The 23,540-nt window shown below is 70.2% G+C and carries 23 protein-coding genes; 13 read left to right on the top strand and 10 right to left on the bottom strand.

From position 1 onward, the window contains the following. Positions 1–164 precede the first annotated feature (164 nt). The 3 genes from ABD235_RS26680 to ABD235_RS26690 form a co-directional block, all read right to left on the bottom strand. The gene (locus ABD235_RS26680) at positions 165–1,943 is read right to left on the bottom strand and encodes a 3-hydroxyacyl-CoA dehydrogenase family protein (protein ID WP_344178981.1); all 1,779 of its coding nucleotides are present in this window, start codon (positions 1,941–1,943) and stop codon (positions 165–167) included. A 139-nt stretch (positions 1,944–2,082) separates the two neighbouring features. Then, positions 2,083–2,541, bottom strand: coding sequence for an NUDIX hydrolase (locus ABD235_RS26685; RefSeq protein WP_344178983.1), 459 nt, complete (start codon positions 2,539–2,541; stop codon positions 2,083–2,085). Continuing rightward, positions 2,538–3,431, bottom strand: a complete 894-nt coding sequence (locus ABD235_RS26690; protein WP_344178985.1) for a class I SAM-dependent methyltransferase — start codon at positions 3,429–3,431, stop codon at positions 2,538–2,540. Before ABD235_RS26690 ends, ABD235_RS26685 begins: the two co-directional genes overlap by 4 nt. 118 nt (positions 3,432–3,549) lie before the next feature. Between ABD235_RS26690 and nucS the strand changes: the two genes are divergently transcribed. The 6 genes from nucS (at position 3,550) to ABD235_RS26720 (ending at position 9,745) form a co-directional block, all read left to right on the top strand. Continuing rightward, positions 3,550–4,209 (top strand): endonuclease NucS, encoded by a 660-nt coding sequence (nucS, locus tag ABD235_RS26695; protein WP_344178987.1) that lies wholly within the window; start codon positions 3,550–3,552, stop codon positions 4,207–4,209. 90 nt (positions 4,210–4,299) lie between these two features. Continuing rightward, positions 4,300–4,575, top strand: a complete 276-nt coding sequence (locus ABD235_RS26700) for a hypothetical protein (RefSeq protein ID WP_184796256.1) — start codon at positions 4,300–4,302, stop codon at positions 4,573–4,575. A gap of 24 nt (positions 4,576–4,599) precedes the next feature. Beyond that, the gene (gene glmS / locus ABD235_RS26705) at positions 4,600–6,420 is read left to right on the top strand and encodes a glutamine--fructose-6-phosphate transaminase (isomerizing) (RefSeq protein WP_344178990.1); all 1,821 of its coding nucleotides are present in this window, start codon (positions 4,600–4,602) and stop codon (positions 6,418–6,420) included. A 58-nt stretch (positions 6,421–6,478) separates the two neighbouring features. After that, positions 6,479–7,645, top strand: a complete 1,167-nt coding sequence (locus tag ABD235_RS26710; protein WP_344178992.1) for a nucleotide sugar dehydrogenase — start codon at positions 6,479–6,481, stop codon at positions 7,643–7,645. Positions 7,646–7,682: 37 nt separating this feature from the next. Further along, positions 7,683–8,765: an esterase-like activity of phytase family protein gene (locus ABD235_RS26715; protein WP_344178994.1), complete on the top strand. Its 1,083-nt coding sequence runs from the start codon at positions 7,683–7,685 to the stop codon at positions 8,763–8,765. A gap of 56 nt (positions 8,766–8,821) precedes the next feature. Then, complete coding sequence (locus ABD235_RS26720; protein ID WP_344178996.1) at positions 8,822–9,745, top strand: FAD-dependent oxidoreductase; 924 nt, start codon at positions 8,822–8,824, stop codon at positions 9,743–9,745. On the opposite strand, the gene pdxR is transcribed toward ABD235_RS26720, so the two are convergent. Further along, the gene (gene pdxR / locus ABD235_RS26725) at positions 9,728–11,119 is read right to left on the bottom strand and encodes a MocR-like pyridoxine biosynthesis transcription factor PdxR (RefSeq protein ID WP_344178997.1); all 1,392 of its coding nucleotides are present in this window, start codon (positions 11,117–11,119) and stop codon (positions 9,728–9,730) included. The two genes, ABD235_RS26720 and pdxR, sit on opposite strands and share 18 nt — an antisense overlap. A gap of 46 nt (positions 11,120–11,165) precedes the next feature. Here pdxR and ABD235_RS26730 point away from each other — a divergent pair, with 46 nt between their 5' ends. Next, positions 11,166–11,630, top strand: coding sequence for a carboxymuconolactone decarboxylase family protein (locus tag ABD235_RS26730; protein ID WP_344178999.1), 465 nt, complete (start codon positions 11,166–11,168; stop codon positions 11,628–11,630). Between the two features lie 7 nt (positions 11,631–11,637). After that, positions 11,638–12,342 carry an isocitrate lyase/PEP mutase family protein gene (locus ABD235_RS26735; protein ID WP_344179001.1) on the top strand — a complete coding sequence of 235 codons (705 nt, stop codon included), beginning with the start codon at positions 11,638–11,640 and terminating at the stop codon, positions 12,340–12,342. Positions 12,343–12,348: 6 nt separating this feature from the next. Here ABD235_RS26735 and ABD235_RS26740 read toward each other — a convergent pair whose 3' ends face one another. From ABD235_RS26740 to ABD235_RS26750, 3 genes are read right to left on the bottom strand one after another with little or no spacing between them, the layout of a single operon-like run. Next, positions 12,349–13,533, bottom strand: coding sequence for an MFS transporter (locus ABD235_RS26740; RefSeq protein ID WP_344179002.1), 1,185 nt, complete (start codon positions 13,531–13,533; stop codon positions 12,349–12,351). A 20-nt stretch (positions 13,534–13,553) separates the two neighbouring features. Next, complete coding sequence (locus ABD235_RS26745) at positions 13,554–14,375, bottom strand: alpha/beta hydrolase family protein (RefSeq protein WP_344179005.1); 822 nt, start codon at positions 14,373–14,375, stop codon at positions 13,554–13,556. Then, positions 14,372–16,297 carry a hypothetical protein gene (locus tag ABD235_RS26750; protein ID WP_344179007.1) on the bottom strand — a complete coding sequence of 642 codons (1,926 nt, stop codon included), beginning with the start codon at positions 16,295–16,297 and terminating at the stop codon, positions 14,372–14,374. Before ABD235_RS26750 ends, ABD235_RS26745 begins: the two co-directional genes overlap by 4 nt. 84 nt (positions 16,298–16,381) lie before the next feature. On the opposite strand from ABD235_RS26750, the gene ABD235_RS26755 reads away from it, so the two are divergent. Next, on the top strand, positions 16,382–16,873 hold the full coding sequence (locus ABD235_RS26755; protein WP_344179010.1) for a pyridoxamine 5'-phosphate oxidase family protein: 492 nt from the start codon (positions 16,382–16,384) through the stop codon (positions 16,871–16,873). Here the strand turns inward: ABD235_RS26755 and ABD235_RS26760 are convergent. Together ABD235_RS26760 and ABD235_RS26765 are read right to left on the bottom strand one after the other, a co-directional pair. Beyond that, complete coding sequence (locus tag ABD235_RS26760; RefSeq protein WP_344179012.1) at positions 16,870–18,846, bottom strand: protein meaA; 1,977 nt, start codon at positions 18,844–18,846, stop codon at positions 16,870–16,872. The genes ABD235_RS26755 and ABD235_RS26760 overlap by 4 nt on opposite strands. A 248-nt stretch (positions 18,847–19,094) precedes the next feature. After that, complete coding sequence (locus ABD235_RS26765) at positions 19,095–19,427, bottom strand: STAS domain-containing protein (protein ID WP_344179015.1); 333 nt, start codon at positions 19,425–19,427, stop codon at positions 19,095–19,097. A 121-nt stretch (positions 19,428–19,548) separates the two neighbouring features. Here ABD235_RS26765 and ABD235_RS26770 point away from each other — a divergent pair, with 121 nt between their 5' ends. From ABD235_RS26770 to ABD235_RS26785, 4 genes are all read left to right on the top strand, one after another. After that, entirely contained in the window at positions 19,549–19,881 is a 333-nt protein-coding gene (locus tag ABD235_RS26770) for a hypothetical protein (protein ID WP_344179017.1), read from the top strand. A gap of 192 nt (positions 19,882–20,073) precedes the next feature. Continuing rightward, positions 20,074–20,712, top strand: a complete 639-nt coding sequence (locus ABD235_RS26775; RefSeq protein ID WP_344179019.1) for an RNA polymerase sigma factor — start codon at positions 20,074–20,076, stop codon at positions 20,710–20,712. A gap of 1 nt (position 20,713) precedes the next feature. Further along, complete coding sequence (locus tag ABD235_RS26780) at positions 20,714–21,850, top strand: CU044_5270 family protein (protein ID WP_344179021.1); 1,137 nt, start codon at positions 20,714–20,716, stop codon at positions 21,848–21,850. A 103-nt stretch (positions 21,851–21,953) separates the two neighbouring features. Continuing rightward, positions 21,954–22,796 carry an ATP-grasp domain-containing protein gene (locus ABD235_RS26785; RefSeq protein WP_344179023.1) on the top strand — a complete coding sequence of 281 codons (843 nt, stop codon included), beginning with the start codon at positions 21,954–21,956 and terminating at the stop codon, positions 22,794–22,796. Here ABD235_RS26785 and ABD235_RS26790 read toward each other — a convergent pair. After that, positions 22,793–23,515 carry a class I SAM-dependent methyltransferase gene (locus ABD235_RS26790; RefSeq protein ID WP_344179025.1) on the bottom strand — a complete coding sequence of 241 codons (723 nt, stop codon included), beginning with the start codon at positions 23,513–23,515 and terminating at the stop codon, positions 22,793–22,795. The two genes, ABD235_RS26785 and ABD235_RS26790, sit on opposite strands and share 4 nt — an antisense overlap. Positions 23,516–23,540: the final 25 nt, after the last annotated feature.

The raw sequence follows: 23,540 nt of genomic DNA on the forward strand, positions 1-23,540 counted from the left end.
ACCGGTCCAGCGGCGAACCCACTGGCCGTCGGCGTCCTTCTGCAGAGACCGGGCTTCGGTGGCTGACGGGCGTCCATCTCAGGAGAGTAGGACGCCCGTCAGCACAGTCGCATCTGGATTAGCGGTCCCGCCGGCGAGCCAACGCCGAGCGGGAGGCGTCGTGGTCAGTTGGAGTAGTCCCGGAAGCCGCGGCCGGTCTTGCGGCCCAGGTACCCCGCGGTGACCAGGTGCTCCAGCAGCGGCGCCGGGGCGAAGCCGGGCTCGCGGAACTCCAGGTACAGGGTGCGCTGAATCGCGAGCGACACGTCCAGGCCGACCACGTCCAGCAGCTCGAACGGGCCCATCGGGAGGCGGCAGCCGAGCTTCATGGCGGCATCGATGTCGTCGACACCGGCGTAGTGGGCTTCGAGCATGCGCACCGCGTCGTTCAGGTACGGGAAGAGCAACGCGTTGACGATGAAGCCGGCGCGGTCGCCGCAGCGCACGGGGTGCTTGCCGGCGGCAACGGCTACGGCCGCGACGGTGTCGGCGACCTCGGGTGTGGTGCTGACCGTGCTGACGACCTCCACCAGCTTCATGACCGGGGCCGGGTTGAAGAAGTGCAGGCCGACCACGTCGGCCGGGCGCTTGGTCGCCATCGCGAGGTCGATGACCGGCAGGCTCGACGTCGTGGTCGCGAGGATGGCTCCGGGCTTGCAGATCTCGTCGAAGGTCTCGAACAGGGCCTGCTTGACGCTGAGCTCCTCGACGACGGCCTCGATCACCAGGTCCGCGGTCGCGAGGTCGTCGAGCTTCGCGGTGCCGACGATGCGGGTCAGCGCCGCGTCGCGCTCCTCCGACGACAGCTTGCCGCGCTGAACACCCTTCTCCAGCGAGCGTTCCAGGCCGGCGCGAACCCGGTCGACCTTCTCCGTGCCGCGAGCGACGTACAGGACGTCGTACCCGGCCTTGGCGAGGACCTCGATGATGCCGACGGCCATCGTGCCCGAGCCGACCACGCCGATCTGCCGGACGGGGCGGACCGCGGTCTGGTCGCCGTCGGCCCGCGGGGTCAGGTCGTCGTCCACCACGACCGGCGAGTCCGGCGACTCGTAGGTGTAGAAGCCGCGGCCGGTCTTGCGGCCGAGCAGGCCCGCGGTGACCATCTGCTTGAGGATCGGCGCCGGCGCGTGCAGCCGGTTGCGGCCCTGCTTGTACATCGTGTCGAGGATCTCGTACGCCGTGTCGAGGCCGATCAGGTCGAGCAGCGCGAGGGGGCCCATCGGGTACCCGCAGCCGAGCCGCATCGCCGCGTCGACGTCCTCGCGGGTCGCGTAGCGCGACTCGACCATCGAGACGGCGTGGTTCAGGTACCCGAAGAGCAGCGCGTTGGCGATGAAGCCGGCCCGGTCCGCGGCGACGACCGGGACCTTGTCGAGCTTGCGGGCCAGCGCGAGCACGTCCTCGACCACGTCCGGCTCGGTGACGACGGTCTTGATCACCTCGACGAACTCCTGCACGGGAGCGGGGTTGAAGAAGTGCATGCCGACCACCCGGCGCGGGCGCTCGGTGGCCACGGAGATCTCGGTGACCGACAGGGACGAGGTGTTGGTGGCCAGGATCGCGTCCTCGCGCACCACCTTGTCGAGCGCGGAGAAGATCTCGCGCTTCAGCTCGAGCCGCTCGATCACCGCCTCGATCACCAGGTCGCAGTCGGCCAGCGCCTCGAGCTCGGTGGCGAAGGTCACCCGGTCGAACAGCGCCTGCTGGTCCTCGACGGACAGCTTGCCGCGCTTGACCGCCCGGTCGGTGGAGTGCTGGATGTGCCCGCGGCCGCGCTCGACCGCCTGCTCGTCCCGCTCCACCCCGACCACGGTCAGCCCGTGCCGGGCGAACACCTCCGCGATCCCGGCTCCCATCGTGCCGAGCCCGACCACACCGACTGTCTGCAGTTCACGCGCCATGGCCGCAGTGTGCCAGTCGCCCGCTGGTCTGCCCATGAGGTGAGTCACCTGGGAGGTCAACCTCACACCTCCTCTCGGCTGAGCCGGCAGGCCGCCGGAGCCGTCGAACTTGCCGACCGGGCCGTGCCCAGCACCGGCGTCATGACGGGACCTCGTCGAAGGTCGGCGGCTCGGCGAGCCACGTGTCCAGCAGGTGCTGGGGACTCGCCGCGGACTGGAGAGCGGTGGCGATGGGCATCGGGCGCAGGTCCTCGTGGGTGAGATCGGACAGGGGAAGCCAGACGGCGCGGTAGCTGCCGGACTCGGACGTCGGCGGGGAGGTGAACTCGGCACCCGTCCCCGCGCCGAACGTGCCGCTCAGCGCGGTCGCGGCGTAGTAGTGCTGAGTGCTGAGCCGGAAGTTCACGACGGCGGCGAGGCCGTGCAGCTTCACGATCAGTCCCAGCTCCTCGTGGGTTTCGCGGACGGCGGCCTCGGCAGAGGTCTCGCCTGGTTCGACGCCGCCGCCGGGCAGCGTGTGGTATCGACGGCCGGCCCGGACGCGTTCGATGGCGGCGAGGCCGTGGTCGGCGAGCAGGATGACGCCGGCCCGGATCATGCCGCGACCCGGTCGGCGAGGATGTGGAACCAGCCGCCGGAGCGGGTCTCGCCGCGTTCCAGCTCCTGCACCCGCCAGCCCGCGTCCGCGAGCAGCGCGCGGAGCGGCCCTTCCTCCCACAGCGTGAACTGACGTGGGAGGTCGAGGAAGCGGTTGGACCACTCGACACCTTCGCCTTCGCGGGTGGTGAAGGCGAGCCAGGGTGCGGCGTCGGCGCACTTGGCGAGCACCTGCGCCAGCTGGCCGGCGGTGAAGTGCAGGAAGACGGCATCGGCGAAGACGAGGTCGTAGGGACCGCCGTAGTCGGAGGTCAGCGCGTTCAGCAGGTCGGCCTTGAAACCGTCGGCGCGCATCATCTCGACGAAGGCGAGCGTGGCGTCGGTACGGCGGACCTGATGCCCTCGCCGTTCCAGCTCGGCGGCGTCGCGACCGGTGCCGCTGCCGAGCTCGAGCACCGTCCCGCCGGCGGGAAGCGCTTTGTCGACCAGACGGATCAGGTGGTCGTTCGGATCGCGAGGGATGGTGGAGCGGAAGGAGTCGGCCCGTTGCTCGTAGGTCTGCAGGGTGATGGCGTTCGCGGCCTGCAGCAAGCTGTCGGCGACGACAGACGTCCAGCCGTCGCCAGTGTGCTCGACCACCGCGGGCAGCCGCACACCCAAGTCGGCGCCCAGCAGCACGACGGTCTCGCCGCGATGGGCGTCGGAGATCTCCTGCAACTGACCGGCAGGATCCTCGAGCACGGTCACCTCAACGCCGAGGCCGGCAGCCAACTCCGCGGCCGTAGGAGTCGAGGCAGCGGCGTACACAGCAGTGACCCGCTCGCCGGCGAAGGCTTGTGGTGGCGTGCCCGGCAAGGGCAGGAGAATTCGGGCTGGGCACATCAGATTCATCGGGCAGTCCCCCAGAAGTGGTCGTACCCAAAGATTCCCACCCGTCGCCCGGCCTTACCAGGAACCCACCAGGCAGTCTTCATGCACTCTCCAGGAACTTGGACTACGGTGTCTCCTCGTGCGCCTGGTGATTGCTCGTTGCTCAGTGGACTACTCCGGCCGGCTGACCGCCCATCTCCCGATGGCGCCCAGGTTGCTGATGGTGAAGGCGGACGGTTCCGTGCTGATCCACGCCGACGGTGGGTCGTACAAGCCGCTGAACTGGATGTCTCCCCCGTGCAAGCTGATCGAGGAAGACGGCGTCTGGAGCGTCACCAACAAGGCCGGCGAGGAACTGCGGATCACCTTCGAGGAGGTGCTCAGCGACTCGTCGTACGAGCTGGGCCTGGATCCCGGGCTGATCAAGGACGGCGTCGAGGCGCACCTGCAGGAGCTGCTGGCCGAGCACGTGACCACCTTCGGCGAGGGCTGGACGCTGGTCCGCCGCGAGTACCCGACCGCGATCGGGCCGGTCGACCTGCTCTGCCGCGACGCCGACGGCAAGCACGTCGCGGTCGAGATCAAGCGCCGGGGTGAGATCGACGGTGTCGAGCAGCTCACCCGGTACGTCGAACTGCTGAACCGCGATCCCCTGCTGGCCCCGGTCCGCGGGGTTTTCGCCGCCCAGCTGATCAAGCCACAGGCGCAGTTCCTGGCCACGGACCGCGGTCTGGACTGCGTCACGGTCGACTACGACGCGCTGCGCGGCATGGAATCCGACGTCCTGCGGCTGTTCTAGTCCAGTCAGCATCTGAGAAAACAGCCGGATTTGCCCGATTTCGGGCAGATCCTTGGCATCCGCGCGTCCAACCAGCACAGTTGTCGGGTGATGAGTGAGGTGACGCAGCCCAGCGACGAGCTGGTCGACCAGGTCAGCCGGACCACCGGCCTGACCACCGAGGACGCCCGGCGAGTGGTCGCCGACGTACTCGCGTACTTCACCGAGACCACCGAGGAGTACGTCCGGCGACGTCACCGCGAGCTGCAGACCTACGGCGCGCGCAACGACGAGATCTTCGCCCGGCTCGGCGACGAGCTGCGGCACTGGCCGGTCCGCTCCCCCGAACTGTCTGCCCGGCAGCTACGACGGATCGTCTACGGCTGACCAACAGCGAAAGGAACCCCTTCCATGTGCGGAATCGTCGGGTACGTCGGCACCAAGCCGGCCGCGCCCATCCTGGTGGACGGCCTGGCCCGGCTGGAGTACCGCGGATACGACTCGGCAGGTGTCGCGGTGGTCGGCTCCAGCGAGCTGAAGGTGCACAAGGACGCCGGCCGGGTCCGTGAGCTCGAGGCCTCGCTGCCCAAGCGTTTCGGCGGCAAGGTCGGCATCGGCCACACCCGCTGGGCCACCCACGGCGGCCCGAGCAAGGACAACGCGCACCCGCACGCCAGCGGCAACGAGCGGATCGCGGTCGTGCACAACGGCATCTTCGACAACGCCGGCGTGCTGCGCGCCCAGCTGGAGGACGCCGGCGTCAAGCTGCGCTCCGACACCGACACCGAGGTGCTCGCGCACCTGATCGAGCAGGCCGACGGCGACACCCTCGAGGACAAGGTGCTGGCCGCCCTGCGCCGGATCGAGGGCACCTACGGCATCGCCGTGATCGACCTGGACTTCCCCGACCGGATCGTGGTCGCCCGCAACGGCAGCCCGCTGATCCTCGGTGTCGGCGACGGCGAGATGCACGTCGCCTCCGACGCGGCCGCGCTGATCCGCTACACCCGCCAGGTCGTCTACCTGGACGACGGCGAGCTGGCCACCGTCCGCGCCGACGGCTACCGCACCTTCACGCAGGACTCGCGGACCACCACCAAGACCGAGAAGACGGTCGAGTGGGACGCCGAGGAGTTCGAGCGCGGCGCGCACGAGCACTTCATGGTCAAGGAGATCCACGAGCAGCCCGAGGCGGTCCAGCGGGTGATCCGCGGCCGGCTCGACGAGCGCTTCCACGCCGTGCACCTGGGCGGCCTGAACATGGACGCCCGGGAGGCCCGCGAGATCAAGCGGGTGAAGATCCTCGGCTGCGGTTCGGCGTACTACGCCGGTCAGCTCGGGGCGCAGTTCATCGAGGAGGTCGCCCGGATCCCCGCCGACGCCGAGCCGGCCTCGGAGTTCCGCTACCGCAACCCGGTGGTCGAGCGGGACACCCTGTACGTCGCGGTCAGCCAGTCCGGCGAGACGCTGGACACCCTGGTCGCCGTCCAGGAGCTGAAGCGCAAGGGCGGCCGCGTGATCGGCCTGGTGAACGCGGTCGGCTCCAGCATCGCCCGTGAGGTCGACGGCGGCGTCTACCTGCACGCCGGTCCGGAGGTGTCGGTCGCCTCGACCAAGGCGCTGACCAACATGGCGGTCGGGTTCGCGATGCTCGGCATCCACCTGGGCCGGATCCGCGACGTCTCCCCCGCCGACGGCCGCCGGCTGATCGACGGCCTGAAGAAGATCCCCGAGCAGATCCAGGCCATCGTCGACACCGAGACCGAGCTGGCCGAGATCGCCGGCCGGCTGGCGAAGCACGAGAGCCTGTTCTTCGTCGGCCGCACCCGCGGCTACCCGGTCGCCCGCGAAGGCGCGCAGAAGCTGAAGGAGATCTCCTACCGGCACGCCGAGGCGTACCAGACCTCCGAGCTCAAGCACGGTCCGCTGGCGCTGATCTCGCCCGACGTCCCGACCGTCGCGATCGTGCCGGACGACGAGCTGCTGGACCGCAACATCGGTGCCCTGCACGAGATCGCCGCGCGCTCGGGCCCCCTGTACGTCGTGACGCACCCCGGCGTCGTCGTACCGGACGGTGCGGCCGCGGTCATCCGGGTGCCGAAGAACGAGCCGGAGCTCGACCCGATCCTGCTCACCATCCCGCTGCAGCTGCTGGCCTACCACGCGTCGGTCGCGCTCGGCCACGACGTCGACAAGCCGCGCAACCTGGCCAAGTCGGTCACGGTCGAGTAGCCGGTCCGCAGGCGGGCGGCTCCCCGGGAGCCGCCCGTCGCCCGGTAGCCTCCTGCCCATGAAGATCGCCGTCGCAGGCCTGGGGTACGTCGGACTCTCGAACGCTGCCGTCCTGGCGCAGCACAACGAGGTCGTCGCCGTGGACATCGCCCAGGAGCGCGTGGACCTGGTCAACCGCCAGGAGAGCCCGTTCGTCGACGAGGACCTGTCGAAGTTCCTGGCCACCGCGCCGCTCGACCTGCGCGCCACTACCGACGCCGACGCGGCCTACGCCGCGGCGGACTACGTCGTCGTCGCGACGCCGACCGACTACGACCCGACCACCCTCAACTTCGACACCTCGTCGGTGGAGTCGGTGATCCGGCAGGTCGTCGAGGTCTCGCCGACCGCCGTACCGGTGGTCAAGTCGACGGTCCCGGTCGGGTTCAGCGAGCGGATGTCGGCCGAGTACGGCCGCCAGGTGGTGTTCTCGCCGGAGTTCCTGCGCGAGGGCCACGCGCTGCACGACAACCTCCACCCGGCGCGGATCATCGTCGGCGACGACACGCCGGCCGCGCGGCGGTTCGCCGACCTGCTGCTGGCGGGCTCCGCCCAGCCGGACACGCCGGTCCTCGCGATCCGCTCGACCGAGGCCGAGGCGGTCAAGCTCTTCTCCAACACCTACCTGGCCATGCGGGTCGCCTTCTTCAACGAGCTGGACACGTTCGCGGCCCAGCACGACCTCAGCACCCGGGCGATCATCGACGGCGTCAGTCTGGAGCCACGGATCGGCGCCGGCTACAACAACCCGTCGTTCGGGTACGGCGGCTACTGCCTGCCCAAGGACACCCGGCAGATGCTGGCCAGCTACGACAACATCCCGCAGCGGCTGATGAAGGCGATCGTCGAGTCGAACGCCACCCGCAAGGACTTCGTCGCCGAGCAGATCCTGGCCGGCAAGCCCGAGACGGTCGGCATCCACCGGCTGGTGATGAAGGAGGGCTCGGACAACTTCCGGTCCTCGAGCATCCTCGGCATCGTCAGCCGGCTGAAGCAGGCCGGCGCCGAGATCGTGATCCACGAACCCGCCTTGGACGCCGACACCTTCGACGGCCTGCGCGTGATCAACGACCTGGACGAGTTCAAGCGCAGCACCGACGTGATCGTGGCCAACCGGCTGACCGGTGAGCTGTCGGATGTGGCGGACAAGGTGTACACCCGCGACGTCTTCCACATGGACGAGTAGGTTTTCGGCAGCCCTGTCGTCGTTTCGGAGGTTCCTGATGCGCTGGAAGTCCACGCTGTCCACGGCCGTTGTTCTCGCGTCCTTGGCGGCGCCGCTCACCGCCGCCGCACACCCCGGTCACAGCGGCGGCACGTGTTCGCCGGACGCGCGGTTGCTCGGTTTCACCGACAGCCTGGACAAGACCACGTACGCCGGGCAGAAGGTCTCCGGGTTGTCCGCGCTCAACGTGACGCGGCCCGGCCACGCCGTCGCGCTGGTGGACAACGTGCAGACCAGCCCGGCCCGTGTCTTCGACCTGCGGATCAGCAGCAAGCCGACGGTGTCGGTCGACGGGATGACGATTCTCAAGCGGCCCGACGGTACGCCGTACACGGGAGCCGACTTCGACGGCGAAGGGCTCGTCGTCGAGCGCGGCGACCGGACCATCCTGGCGACGTCGGAGCGCGAGCCCACGATCCGGCGCTTCCGGCTGTCCGACGGCAAGGAGACCGCGTCGCTGCCGGTCCCGGCCCGCTTCCAGGTCGCGCCGGCCGGTCAGGCGACCGCGAACGCGACCTTCGAGTCGCTCGCCGTGAGCCCTGACGGCCTCTCCCTGTACGCCGGAATGGAGGGCGCGCTCGCCCCCGACGGTGTCGACGCCGACGGCCGGAGCCGCAACCGGATCATCCGGTACGCCGGCCTGCCGGGCCGTGGCTACACGCCCGTCGCGCAGCTCGCGTACCAGACCGACCCGGGCCTGAACCTGGTCGAGCTGGCGGTCGTCGGCCGCAACCAGCTCCTGTCGATGGAGCGCACCTTTGTCGCGGGCGTCGGCAACACCATCCGGGTCTTCTCGGTCTCGACCCGGCACGCCCCGGACGTCAGCAAGCGCGAGTCGATCGCGACCGCGCCCGCGACGGACTTCGTGCAGAAGCAGCTGCTGTTCGACCTGGTCGACTGCCCGCCGTCCGGCGCGGTCGCCAAGCAGCCGCAGCCGAACCCGCTGCTCGACAACGTCGAGGCCCTGGCTCTCGGCGGCCACCTGCCGGGCGGCCGTCGCCAGCTCTACCTGCTGTCGGACGACAACGACGGCGCCACCCAGATCACCCGGCTCTACTCACTCGCCGTCGACCTGCGCTGAGCGCTGCCCGCCGCCTGTGACTGGCGGGACCGGGGTGATCAGGTGACAATCTGTGCATGCGCGTGATCGTGGTGGGTGCCGGCGTGATCGGGCTGAGCTCGGCGGTGCGGCTGGCCGAGGCCGGGTACGACGTGGGGGTGTTCGCGCGGGACCTGCCGCTGGAGACGACCTCGGCGGTGGCCGCCGCGATCTGGTACCCGTACCTGTCGGCTCCGGCCGAGCGGGTCGCCGGGTGGGCTCGTACGACGTACGGCGAACTGGTGGAGCTGGCGGCCAACGAGCCGTCGGTGCGGCTGCGGCGTGGCCAGGAGTTCCTGACCCAGTCGACGCCGACCCCTGGCTGGGCGGACGTGCTGACCGACTTCGAGCGGGTCGGAGCGCCGCCGACGGGGTTCAGGGACGGCTGGTCGTTCACCACTCCTGTGGTCGAGATGCCGCTCTACCTGCAGTACCTGGTTAACCGGCTGGAGGCCGCCGGCGGCTCGCTGACCCGCGCAGCACTCTCAGCGCTGCCGAACTCGGCTGACGTCGTCGTGAACTGCGCGGGCCTCGGCGCCCGGCTCACGGCCGGGGACCCGACCGTCACGCCGGTCCGCGGGCAGGTGCTGACCGTCGAGCAGTTCGGCCTGACCGACTGGCTGCTGGCCGACGAGAGCCCCAGCGACCTCACGTACGTCGTACCGCGGTCCAACGACATCGTCATCGGTGGCACCAGCCAGCCCGACAGCTGGGACCTGGCGACCCGGCCCGACACAGCCGAGGCAATCCTCGCCAGGGCAGCTGTGCACATCCCGCAGCTCAAGCAGGCCAAGATCATCAAGCACCGCGTCGGTCTGCGGCCTGCACGCCCAGCGGTCCGCTGCGAGAGCGTCCGGGTCGGCGAGCAGACCGTCGTGCACTGCTACGGCCACGGCGGTTCCGGCGTCACCCTGTCGTGGGGCTGCGCCGACGAGGTCCTGGCGCTAGTCAAGAACGCCTAGTACCTGGCAGAGCAGGTCCAGCGCGCCGGAGTACGAGTGGTCCGGCGGCGTGCCGTAGCCGACGACGAGCGCCTGGCGAGTCGAGGCGTTGTTGAAGTGGTACGCGTTCAGGTTGGCGACGCCGAGCCCCTGCCGAGCTGCCCGCTCGACCACGTCCTGAGCGTCACCCGGTACGTCGAGCAGGACGTGCAGACCGGCCGAGATGCCGGCCACCTGTACGCCGGGCGCACGGACCGCGAGCAGCTCGACCAGGCGGTCGCGGCGACGGCGGTAGTGCAGCCGGGAGCGTCGTACGTGCCGGTCGTAGTGGCCCGACTCGATGTACTCGGCCAGGATCAGCTGGTCGAGCGTGGCGGTCTGCAGGTCCGCAGTGCGCTTCGCGGCGAGCAGCGGCTCCATCAGGTGCTGCGGCACGACCATCCAGGCCAGCCGCAGGCCGGGCGCGAGGCTCTTGCTCGCCGTACCGGTGTAGACGACCCGCTCCGGGTCCAGCGTCTGCAGCGCGCCGACGGTCTGCCGGTCGTAGCGGAACTCGCCGTCGTAGTCGTCCTCGATCAGGACCGCGCCGGTCTTGCGGGCCCACTCCAGTGCCGCCGTACGGCGCTCGGCCACCATCGGTACGCCGGTCGGCATCTGGTGGGCTGGAGTCAGCAGGACGGCCTGACCGGTCAGCTGCTCAGGCCGTACGCCGTACTCGTCGACGGCGACCGGTACCGCGGTCAGGCCCCGGGTCCTGATCACGTCCCAGTGCAGGCTGTAGCCGAACTCCTCCACCCCGATCGTGGTGGCGCCCTGGTTGCGGAGCGCCTCGCTGAGCAGGTTGAGGGCCTGGACGTAGCCGGAACAGATCAGGATGCGTTCCGGGTCGGCGTGGACGCCGCGGGCGCGGGCCAGGTAGTCGGCGAGCATCCGGCGCAGCTCGGGGCGGCCGCGCGGGTCGCCGTACCCGAAGGCGTCATTCGGGGCCGCCGACAGCGCCTTGCGGGCGGCGGCGAGCCACTCGGTGCGCGGAAACGTGGACACGTCGGGCGAACCGGGCAGCAGGTCGTAGCGGAAGCGGCGGCGCGTCGGCCGTTCGGTGGGCGGAGGCGGCTGGGTCACGCCGGGACGGCCGGCGACAACAGTGCCGGAGCCCTGGCGCGCGGTCAGCCAGCCCTCGGCGACCAGCTGGCCGTAGGCGTCCGCGACGGTGTTCCGGGCGATGCCCAGGTCCTTGGCGAGCGTCCGGGACGACGGCAGCCGGGTGCCAGGGACGAGCCGGCCGCTGCGGATCGAGGCGTGCAGGGCGGAGACCAGGTCGGCCCGGCCGCGGCTGCCCGTCAGGTCCAGGTGCAGGTCCGCGCCGGGCTCGGAATTGGCCCTTCCATCCGTCATGGAAGTGGACCATACTCCTGGGCCGGTTCGCGACTAGCGTGGCGGTATGAGCACAACGACGAAGCGACGGGTCAAGGTGGCCTCGCTGGCCCCCGAGTTCTACCAGGCGATGATCGCGCTGGACGCGCAGTCCGCGACCGGTCTGGACCCCCTGCTGGCCCACCTGGTCCGGATCCGCGCCTCGCAGCTGAACGGCTGCGCCTACTGCCTGGACATGCACACCCTGGACGCCCGCCACGAGGGCGAGACCGAGCAGCGGCTGCACCTGGTCGCCGCGTGGCGCGAGGCCGGCAAGTTCTTCACCGAGCAGGAGCGAGCCGCACTGGCGCTGACCGAGGCGATCACGCTGATCAGCGTGGACCAGGTGCCCGACGAGGTGTACGACGCGGCCGCCGAGCAGTTCGCCGACAAGGAGCTGGCGCAGCTGATCAGCCTGATCATCACCATCAACGCCTGGAACCGGATCGGCGTGACCAACCGCCTCGAGCCCGGCCACTACTCCCCGAGCTGAGGTAGCGATGAGCCAAGCCGAGACGCTGCGGGCACTGCACCACGGCGACACCCCACTGCTGCTGCCGAACGCCTGGGACCCGGTCAGCGCCCGGATCGTCGCCGAGGCCGGCTACCCGGCGGTGGCGACCAGCAGCGGCGCGGCGGCCCGAGTGCTCGGGTACGACGACGGCCAGCTGACACCGCCCGCCGAGATGTTCGCTGCGGTCGCCCGGATGGTCCGGGCGGTCGACGTACCGGTCACTGCGGACATGGAGGCCGGGTACGGGCTGAGCCCGCGGGAGTTCGCCGAGCGGTTGCTGGAGACCGGTGCGGCCGGCTGCAACCTGGAGGACTCGAGCGGGAGTGGGCTGACCTCGCCGGAGCAGCATGCCGACTACCTGGCCGGCGTACGAGAGGTTGCCGGGGCCGACCTGGTCGTCAACGCGCGGATCGACACGTTCCTGCACGGTGGAACGGTCGCCGACGCGATCGCTCGCGGCCGGGCCTACCGGAGAGCCGGTGCGGACTGCGTGTACCCGATCTTCGCGCCGCTGGAGTCGATCGCCGAGCTCAAGGAAGGCATCGGCGGACCGCTCAACGCCCACGCCGCACCGAACGGACCGACCGCCGCACAACTCGTCGCGGCCGGCGCGACCCGCATCTCGTACGGCACCAGCCTGCACACGCACCTGATGGACACCTTCCGCAAACTCCTGCCGGAGCTCAGCTGAAGCTGTTCACGCCTGACGAGTCCGGACGATCGGCGCAGCCATCGCAGTGATCGCTACGCCGATCGCCGGAAGCAGCAGAGCGGTCGGCAGGCTGCTGAGATGAGCCAGTACGCCGATGGCGGCCGGTCCGGTGAAGGAGCCCAGGTAGCCGAGCGCCGACACCCGTGCCACGGCGACGGCGACCGGCAGCCGCCGATCCGCGCCGGCGGCGCTGATGCTGATCGGCAGCAGGTTGGCCAGACCGAGTCCGAGCAGGCCGAGCCCCGCCAAGGCACTCCAGGCCGTCCCGATCAGTAGTCCCGCGGCCAGCCCGCCACCGGCGACGAGTGCACCGAGACGAAAGACCGCCACTGGGCCGAGTCGGCCAATCAGGCGGTCGCCACCCAGTCGACCGAAGGTGACAGCAGCCTGGAAGACGGCCAGCGCCGCGGCCGCAACAGCTGCTGAGCTGTGCTGACTGTCGCGCAGCAGAACAGCACTCCAGTCCAGGGCGGTGCCCTCGGCGAACGTGAACACGAAGGCAAGCGTGCCCAGCAGCAAGAGCCGTCCCGACCAGCCGGACAGCCAGGTGCCCTGCGCGGCGCGGTCGGACGTCGCGGTGTGCAGCTCGGCGGGCGGGAGAAGTGTTCGGCTCGCGAGCAGGCCGAGCACCCCTGCGCCCACGGCGACCAGCGTGAAGTGTGTGGGAACTCCGGCGCCGGCTGCGGCAGCCAACGCGGCCAACCCGCCGCCTGCCACGCCGCCGAGGCTGTGCATCGCGTGCAGCCCGGACAGCACGGGCCTGCCGTACGACGACTGCAGGCCGACGCCCTGGTCGTTGATGGCGACGTCCACGACGCTGTTGACCATCGCGGAGACCGCCAGCGCGATCGTCAGGGTCACCAGGCCTCCCGCGTGGGCGATGGCCGGCAGGAGTGCCGCGAACAGCGGCAGCGCGACGGTAATCGCCCGTCGGCTGCCCAGCCGGGTCACGACGACGGCTCCGACCTGCAGACCGGCCACCGCGCCGGCGTTGAGACCGACGAAGGCCAAGGCCAGGTCCGAGTCGGTCAGACCGAGCTCCGCTTTGCGGGCCGGTATTCGGGCGGCCCAGGTGGCGAAGACCAGGCCGGTCAGGAAGAACGCTGCCGCCGTACCGGCTCGTGCGGTCCTCAGCCGGACGTCCGGCCGCGCCGCGGCGTGCTCGGGCATCCGGCGATCACCTCCACGAGTCAGCCCAGTAGTCGCAACGTTTCCTTCCGGCAGGTGATCCATGCCTCGTGCGTCGGGTCGATCAGCTCGAAGTGGCCGACGCCTGGCAGCTCGGTCAAGGTCACGTCTCCCCCGGCCTTCCTCGCGGCAGTCAGGTAGCGCCGGCTCTGGTCCAGCGGGACCTGGCCGTCACGGGTGCCGTGAACCAGGGCTACCGGGACCTCGAGCGGCAGTTGCTCGTACGGCGACGCAGCCGCGTAGCGCGCCTTGTCCTGGGTCGGTGTGGCGCCCATCAGCTGAGCTACCGCGTCCCCGCCCAGCTGTACGTCGTACGCGTTCACCAGGTCGAGCACTCCGGCTTGGGAGACTGCGCCCTTCAGGGCAACGCGACCGGTGCGTGCGGCGGCCCAGACGGCGAGGTGGCCGCCGGCCGAATGCCCGACGGCGACCACCCGGTCGACAGCGACGCGCGGCTGGTCGGCCAGCGCGTCGATGGCCGCGGCGACGTCGTCGAACGTCATCGGCCAGCCCCCGCCGTTGCCCACCCGTCGGTACTCGATCGCGTAACCCGCGACGCCGTTCTTGGCCAGGTCCTCGGCCAGCGGCGTCGCCAGCTCCTTGCCGTACCCGCTCATCCAGAACCCGCCGTGGATCACCACGACCGCCGGGACCTTCTCAGAGCCCGGCGGAAGGTAGAGGTCGGCGACCTGAGAGTCGTCGTCGCCGTAGCTGATCTCCAGCGGACCGTCGGAGCTGGTGGGTTCCGAGCCTGAGCAGCCGGCGAGGGCGGCTGCACCGGCGCCGGCCAGCGCGGCTTGGACGAGCAGGCGGCGAGTGATCATGGGGAGAGGTTCGTGCCCAGCGATCCACCGGATAGGCGCAGTGCGTAGACCAGCGCCCAGTCTTGGTCGTTGGCCAGCGGGTCGGCCACGTGGGCGGGGAGGTTGTTGACGGCGCTCGGGTAGACGAAGGCGCAGGTGGCAGTGCCGTCGGGGTGGAAGTTCGCCAGGTTGGCCCGGAGGATCGCCTCTCCTGCGGACCGCAGCTCGTCGGTCGGCCAGGTCAGGTAGACCGCTGCGCTGAGCACGGACCAGTAGTGCGGGAAGACGTCGCCCCACAGCCGAAGCAGGCCGAACCAGTAGCCGTCCCAGTGGCGGATCGGGATGTGCCGCAGCCGTACGTCGGGCTGGTCCGCGGCGAACGCGGTCAGCCACGGCAGCCGACGGGTCAGCTCCTCCAGCGGCACCATCCCTTCCCGGTACGCCGCCAGCAGCAGCTCCAGCAGCGGCGCGACCATCGACTGCTCGTAGTTGACCTCGTGCGGTGGCAGGTCGTCGCCGTACTCGATGAAGGCGGCCGCGTGGCGTCGCAGGTGCTCCCGCATCCGCTCGGCGGTCTCCGTAGGAGTCGCGGCGGCCAGAGCACGCAGGAGCGGGCCGAGGTCGAAGGCGAGGAAGTGGTCGCCGCCGAGCGCGTAGTACCGGTCCAGGATGCGCACGGCGCCGTCGACGTCGCCCTGGCCGAGCAGGAAGCGGGCGAACCACGGGAAGTTGTACAGCCGGGTCCGGCTCTCGTGCAGGCTGTCGTCGGCGACAGTGCCGTCCGCCGCGACCAGGTGCTCGGCGACGAACTGCTGATAGCCGGTCAGAGCCTCGTCCAGCTCGGCGCGCGAACCCCACCCGAGGTCACGCGCCTCCTGCAGAAGCAGCGCGGTGCCGATCCGCTCCCGGGCGTCGGACCAGTCGCGCCAGCCGCCGGACAGGATCCGCAGTCCCGTGCGGGCGTCGTACGGGACGAAGGAGAAGCGGCGGCTGTCGCTCAGCTCGACCGGGCGCTGGTGGTCGAGGACGAACCGGATCCGGCGCTCGACGATCTCGCGCAGCGGCTCGTGGAAGAGCAGGCCGACTCGGGAGCGGACCTTGCCGTCGGTCACGTCGACGTACTGGACGCCCGGCTCGGAGGAGGTGACTGTCGCGGGACCGGTGACGCCTTCAGCCAGCTCCAGGGCCAGTGACTCGCCCACCAGAGCAGTGAGCGCCGGCGCCTCGACCATCGGGGTCCAGCTCGCGCGGAAGTCGGCTAGGGAGTCGAACCACTCCAGCTGCCAGGTCCACCGGTAGGACTCGCCAGGAGCCAGCACCACTGATGCCTGCCCACCCAGAGCGTGCGGCGCTCGAGCGTGGTCCGTGACGTGCAGGTAGAGATGCCCGCGGCTGTTGCTGCTGGTCACGCTGTCACGGGACTCGACGGAGTACGCCGACAGCTCGCCCTCGATCAGCCGCAGCCCCAGACCGGGTCCGCTGCCGTCCATCGGCTGCGCCCAGACCCAGGAGTCCGCGCCGCCGGTCCAGACATGAGCGTGGACGGCGCCACGGAGGCTCTCGCGGCTGGAGCTGTAGAGGTCGCGCCACGGCGTACTGACCGCAACAGAGCCAACGTCCACCGAAGAGGCACCGGTGTTGCGCAGCTCGTACGTCTCGGTCCACCGCTCGCCGAACCGCCTCCCGACCCGCAACTCCAGCTCCCCGAAGCGGTACAGCAGGTCGATCCCGCTCGAGCGCCAGCGGGTGAACGCCGGTGCGTCGAAGCGATAGCTCCCGGCCGACGTGATCACGAACCCCTTGCCCCAGTGATGGCCCGGGTCGTGCCAGGCGCCGTCCGGCAGCAGCATCGAGTGCCCGCGCACCGGGTGCTGCACGGCCGAGACCGCTCCGTCGTCGCCGACCTCGACCTGTCCGGCCCCGACCGCAAAAGTTTCCGGCATTTTCCCAACTTATCGATGTCGAGAGCCGTCCAGCGGCTTCGTCCCCCTGATGTAAGCCCCGACAACGACAAAGGATGCAGACAGATGAACCAGCACGAGATCGCCGAGATCCTGGCCAAGCCGTACTCGCAGGAGCTGCTGTTCGCGGCCCAGCCCGCCCGGTTCTCCTACGTCGCCCTGAACGGCGAGCCGCGGGTGATCCCGATCGGCTTCCACTTCGACGGCGAGAAGCTGCAGACCTTCACCATCCCGAAGTCCGCCAAGGTCAAGGCCCTGGCCAAGAACCCGAAGGTCGCGCTGACCCTGGACACCAACGGCTTCCCGCCGAAGGTCCTGCTGATCCGCGGCACCGTCGAACTCAAGCTCGAGCAGGGCGTCCCGGAGGAGTACATCATCTCCGGCAAGAAGGTGATGACCGACGAGCAGCACGCCGGCTGGACCGCCGGCGTGAAGGACCTGTACGACGAGATGACCCGCCTCACGATCACCCCGACCTGGGTCAAGCTGCTCGACTTCGAGACCACCCTCCCGAAGGACGTCCAGGACCTGATCGACGCCAAGCAGGCACAGGGCTAAAGGCCGTGCGCGCGGCGGATGACGTCGACGACGTCGGACATCATGCCGGTCAGGTCGTAGTCCTTCGGGGTGTAGACGGCGGCGACGCCTGCTGAGGTCAGCGCGCGGGCGTCGCCGTCGGGCACGATGCCGCCGACCACGACCGGTACGTCGGACAGCCCGGCCTCCCGCAGCCCGGCGACGACCTGCGGGACCAGCTCCATGTGGGAGCCGGACAGGATCGACAGGCCGACGCAGTGCACGTCCTCGGCGACCGCGGCGGCGACGATCTGCTCGGGCGTCAGCCGGATGCCCTGGTAGATCACCTCGAACCCGACGTCACGAGCCCGTACGGCGACCTGCTCGGCGCCGTTCGAGTGCCCGTCCAGACCGGGCTTGCCGACGAGCAACCGCAGGCGCCCACCCAGTTCCTCGGCCGTCGCCGCGACCTTGGCCCGGACCGCGGCGATCTCGGCGCCCGCACCGGAGACCCCGACCGAGCCCGACACCCCGGTCGGCGCCCGGTACTCGCCGAACATCTCCCGCAGTACGCCGGACCACTCACCCGTCGTCACCCCGGCCCGCACGCAGGTCAGCGTCGCCTGCATCAGGTTGTCGGTCCCCTTGGCCGCCTCACGCAACGAAGCCAGAGCGGCCTCGACCGCCGAGGCATCGCGAGCCGACTTCCACTCCTCCAGCGATTTCAGCGCGGCAGCCTCGGCGCCGGGATCGGCCGTCTGGATCGCGGTCTCCAGGTCGGCGGTCAGCGGCGACGGCTCGGTGTTCTCGAACTTGTTCACCCCGACCACGACCTGCTCACCGGACTCGATCCGCTGCCGGCGCTCGGCGTGCGACGCGACCAGCGCCTGCTTCAGGTACCCGGTCTCGACCGCGGCGACCGCTCCGCCCATCGCCTGCACCCGGTCGATTTCCTCGCGAGCGCCCTCGACCAGCTCGGCGACCTTCGCCTCGATCACGTGCGAGCCGTCGAAGATGTCCTCGTACTCCAGCAGGTCCGACTCGTACGCGAGCACCTGCTGCATCCGCAACGACCACTGCTGGTCCCACGGCCGCGGCAGGCCGAGCGCCTCGTTCCAGGCGGGCAGCTGGACGGCGCGGGCGCGCGCGTTCTTGGACAGCGTCACCCCGAGCATCTCCAGCACGATCCGCTGCACGTTGTTCTCCGGCTGCGCCTCGGTCAGGCCGAGCGAGTTCACCTGGACGCCGTACCGCAGTCGCCGGGCCTTCGCGTCGGTCACGCCGTACCGGTTCAGGCAGATCTCGTCCCACAGCTGCACGAAGGCCCGCATCTTGCAGGTCTCCTCGATGAACCGGACGCCGGCGTTGACGAAGAACGAGATCCGCTGCACCACGTCGCCGAAGCGTTCCGGCGGCACCTGACCGCCGTCGCGGACGCGGTCCAGTACGGCGATCGCCGTCGACAGCGCGAAGGCCAGCTCCTGCACCGGCGTCGCGCCGGCCTCCTGGAGGTGGTAGCTGCAGATGTTGATCGGGTTCCACTGCGGGACGTTGGTCACCGTGTACGCGATCAGGTCCGTGGTCAACCGCAGCGACGCGTCCGGCGGGAACGCGTACGTGCCGCGGGACAGGTACTCCTTGACGATGTCGTTCTGCGTGGTCCCGGTCAGCTCGTCCGGCGTCGCGCCCTGCTCCTGCGCGGCGACCTGGTAGAGCGCGAGCAGCCACATCGCCGTCGCGTTGATCGTCATCGACGTGTTCATCTGCGCGAGCGGGATCTGGTCGAACAGCGCGCGCACGTCGCCCAGGTGCGCGACCGGTACGCCGACCTTGCCGACCTCGCCCTTGGCCAGCACGTGGTCCGGGTCGTACCCGGTCTGCGTCGGCAGGTCGAAGGCGACCGAGAGCCCGGTCTGGCCCTTGGCCAGGTTGCGCCGGAACAGCGCGTTGGACTCGGCCGCCGACGAGTGGCCGGCGTACGTGCGCATCACCCAGGGTCGGTCCTTCGCGGTCATGTACCCGAGAGTAGGACTGTGTGCCCTTGTGAGTCCGCAGCTCGTGACGGGTGTCACCAGCGGCTTAGGTCACAGCGGTGAGGCGGGGGTGTCTGGTCATTCCCCGCCGTAGCGAGCAGGTGCTCGGTGCGGTAGCTCGTCGTGCGGGAGACGAGCGTGGCGATGCGCAGCATCGTGAGCTTGGCTCCCGTGCGGCGAGATGCCGTGCCGAGTGCCGCGCAGTAGGCGGGGAATGACCAGACACCCCCTCAGGCAGAGATCGGCAGCGGGGTCCTTTCCACGGCGAGGATCCGGTGCAGCCGGGTGACCGCGAGGATGCGGACCACCGAGGGAACCGGGTGCCGCAGCACCAGACGCCGCCCGAGCAGCTGGGTCCGGCGATGGGTGGCGACCAGCAGGCCGAGCCCGGTGGCGTCGACCGCGTCGACAGCCTCCAGATCGACCACCACGTCGCCGTCGGTCCGGTCTATCAGGTCGTTGAGAAGTTGACGGACGTCGCCCACCGAGCGGACGTCCAGCAGCCCGGCCAGCCGGACCACGTTGTCGTTGACCGAACCTGCGTCTGGGGTCGGTGCGAGCATGTCCGTGCCCTCCGCTCTTCCGGCAGCCCCCGAGTTGGCCGCACTGCAGCGTGTGTTGGTAAAGACTCCACGGCGACCCGGAAGGTTGCCAAGGCCTCAGGACCTTCCAATTCGCGAGACAATGGTGTCCGTGTTCGCCGACCGGTACTTTCTCTTCCCCGTGGTCGCCATCGCGCTGATCGGTGGCGTGGTGCTGCTGTGCCGCTGGGCGTTCTCGCGGCCCAAAGGTGGCTCGCTGGTCCGCCGTACCGACTACTCCCCCGCCGAGAAGGACAAGTTCGGCCTGCTCGTCGACGTCCGGACCACCAAGTCGTACAACGAGGCCCGCGTCGCGGTGTCGAAGCTGAAGGACCTGGGCATCAAGGCCACCGCCGCGCGGACCAAGGACGGCTGGTCGGTCTACGTCTGGCCCGCCGACGAGGCGGCCGCGCGGGGCTTTCTCGACCACTCCTGACCACCCTCGTACGCCGGATCCGCCTGCCGTGACCACCGGCGGGCGCCCCTGCGCGTCAACCTCGCGGCGTAGTCGGCGGGGTACGAGAAGGGTTCTGGGGACATCGGACAAGAACAGGGTGAGCCGAACGGCAGTGCCGCTGCCACGGGCCCCACGCAGGGGTCTGCCCAGGCCGGTCGAGTGAGGAGCTCGATGACCCCCGACCTCGCGCTGGCGACCGTCGCGTTGCCGGGCCGCCCGGCCGCCGTCCGGGCCCAGGTCGTACCCGACGAGGACGCCCGGCTCCTGGAGTCGACGGTGCGCAGTCCCGACCGGTTCACGCTGATCTTCGACAAGTACTTCCCGCAGGTGCACGCGTACGTCGCCCGCCGGCTCGGTCCGGACCTGGCCGACGACCTGTCCTCGGAGACCTTCCTGATCGCGTTCCGGCAGCGAGACCGGTTCGACGGCCGTAGCGGCGCGGTCCGCGCGTGGCTGTACGGCATCGCCACCAACCTGATCCGGCGGCACCGCCGTGACGAGGTCCGGGCCTGGCGGGCGACCGCCAAGCTGCCACTGCCCTTGCCGTCCGGTGGCCACGAGGAGCGGGTGGACGCCCAGGTCACTGCCGAGAGCGCCGGCCGTCAGCTCGCTGCCGGACTGGCCAAGGTGTCCAGCAAAGACCGCGAAGTGCTGATGCTGGTCGCGCTCGGCGGGCTGAGCTACGACGAGGTCGCGGCGGCGCTGGGGATCGCGTACGGCACGGTGTGCTCGCGGCTGTCGCGCGCCAGACGCGTCGTACGGGAGCATCTGGGCAACACCGACCCCACCAAGCTGCTGGAGGAGGACTGAGATGGACGACCTCGACAAGATCCGCTCGGCCTTCCCCGAGCCGCCCGGCCCGACGCCTGAGGCCACGGCGAACGCCCGGCGTGAGCTGGAGGCGCTGGTCCGGGCTGCCAGGACTCCACCGAGCAGGGCCAGCCGCTGGTACGCCGCGGCGCGGTCCGGTCGGGTCGGCCTAGCACTGACCGCCACGGCGGCCACCGTAGCGCTGGCTGCGCTGGCGATCCCTGTACTACTCTCCCCCGGCTCTGGCCCGGGCGCTGCACCAGCGCCCGGTACGACGTCGGTGCCGCAGCTCATGACGGCCAGCCAGGTCCTGCTGGACCTCGCGGTCAAGCAGGAGCGGAACGAGAAGGTGTCGGGCAAGTTCTTCCGGGTGCGGAGCTTGCAGCTGCGTGGGACGACTACGGTCGGCAAGCCGCCGTACAAGCTGGAGCGGCGGAACATCACCGAGAGCTGGATGCCGATGAAGTCCGGCGTCGAGTCCTGGTTCGGCTGGGTCGACCTGGGGGCGCGGCCGGCGACACCGGCCGACCAGGCGAAGTGGAAGGCGCAGGGGTCGCCGCGGTCCTGGCAGCTGTCGTACGAGGATGACCCGGTGACGATGGCGCCGGGTGAGCCGGTGGTGAACAAGATGACCTTCGACCAGGTGCCGCCCGGATACTACCTGAGCGGGATCAAGCCGGTCACCGCGCAGCAGATCCAGGCGCTGCCGACCGACCCGGCCAAGCTGCGCGCGGTGCTCGCCTCCGGGGCCCCGGAGGGGGCGTCCGAGAGCGAGATCGACTACCAGGTGTTCAGCGCGGCCGGGCGGCTGCTCTTCGAGATGCCGTCGCCGCCGAAGCTGCGCGGAGCCGCCCTGCGGGTGCTGTCGATGCTGCCGGGGACGGAGTTCGAGCTGAACGTGAAGGACCCGATCGGGCGGGTCGGTACGGCGTTCACCTACGACTGGGCCGGCCGCGGCGGCAGGCCCAGCGGCGAGCCGACCATGCTGAACGACGGCCGCACCCGGTACGTCGTCGACAAGACCACCGGGCGCCTGCTCAGCTCGGAGTCCATCGGCCTCAAAGCCGGCGCCAGCGTCATCCTCGAATCCGGCTGGACCGACGAGAAGCCCTCCCCGCCCACTCGGACCATCCGCTAGTGAAGAGGGAGTAGCGCGGACCAGTCGCCCAGCTGACGCTGTCCGGTGGCGAACGCGCGGAAACGGGAGGCGAAGCGGCGCCCGGTTCGGGAGAATGCAGTGCATGCTGCTCGTACCGGGGGACCCGCTGAATCCGCGGCGCGACGATCCGCACTTCGCCGCGCAAGGAGCAGCCGCACGCGCCCTGGGAGTCACGGTCGCAAGGGTGGATCACGACGCGTTGGCTCGCTCCGCGACGCCGGAGCAAGCCGCGGCGGCGGTGGCCGGAGTGCCTGCCGATGACGACGCCGTCTATCGCGGCTGGATGCTCACGTCGGCGCAGTATGCGGCGTTTGCCGGGGCGCTGGAGACTCGCGGCGTACAACTGCGGACCTCGCCCGACGAGTACCGGACGGCCCACGAGCTCCCCGGCTGGTACGAGGGTCTTCGCACCGTCACCCCGGAATCCGTCTGGACCAAGGGCAGCGACCTCACCGAACTGCTGAAAGCGACCCGCGCGTTAGGCGGCGGCGCCGGCGTCCTGCGCGACTACGTGAAGTCCATGAAGCACTACTGGACCGAGGCCTGCTACCTGCCCGATCTCACCGACGAGGCCGCGGTCGAGCGGATCGGCGCGCGCTTCCTGGAGCTGCGCGACGACGCGTTCACCGGCGGGTTCGTCGTACGGCGGTTCGAGTACTTCACCGGCTCCGAGGCCCGCACCTGGTGGGTCGGCGGCCGCTGCGTTCTGACGACGCCGCATCCGGACACCCCCGACGATCTCCCGACCGGACTCGACCTGATCGAGGTCGAGCCGCTGGTCGCCGAGCTGGCGCTCCCGTTCGTCACCGTCGACCTGACCCGGACCACCGCCGGCACCTGGAGAGTCGTCGAGCTGGGCGACGGCCAGGTCAGCGACTGGCCGACCGGTCAAGACTCCACTGACCTCATGGCCGCCCTGTTCTAGAGCCTCCGCGCCTTGACCACGATCAGGCGCGACTCCTCCGTGAGCGGCTCGTTCTGAAATCCACCGCGCAGGTCGATCTCCCCGAACCCACTCGCTTCCAAAGCCTCCGCCAGCTCGTCGGCCTCCCGGAAGTACAGGACGCTGGTGTAGACCTCTTGGCGCCCGTCCTCGAACACGTTGTACGCATCGAACGTCACCCGGCCCTGGTCGACCTCGGTGACCTCCATCCACTCCCGCAGCACCCCGAACGGCGTCTCCCGCTCGGACACCCCGGTCGTCCACTGCTCCCACGCCCGCCGCGCGGGATTGCGGCTCTCGAAGCTGATCACCCCGCCCGGACGCAGCGCCGCGGCCAGCTCGGTCAGCGTCGCCGGGAGGTCCTCGACGTGCATGATCGAGTTACCGCTGCTGATCACGACATCCGCTTGAACGTCGTCGGCCAAGGCGCTCGCGTCGCCGTCGATCCACGTCACCGCGTCGGCACCCGGCTGCTTGCGAGCGAACCCGAGCATCGTCGAGCTCGGATCCACCCCGATCACCCGACGTCCGGTAGCAACGAGAGCCCGTGTCAGCAGACCGGTTCCACACCCGAGATCCACGATCGTCCTGGCGTTCAGAGCGTCCGCGAGCGCGCGGTAGTACGCATGGTCGTCGCCCGGCTCGTTGTCTGCGTCGTACAGCTCCACCAGTTGTTCGTCGCCGTACGGATCGGTCAGCATGCGCCGAACGGTAGGGAACCCCCGA

Source organism: Kribbella lupini, assembly GCF_039529595.1.
Taxonomy (GTDB): Bacteria; Actinomycetota; Actinomycetes; order Propionibacteriales; family Kribbellaceae; genus Kribbella; species Kribbella lupini.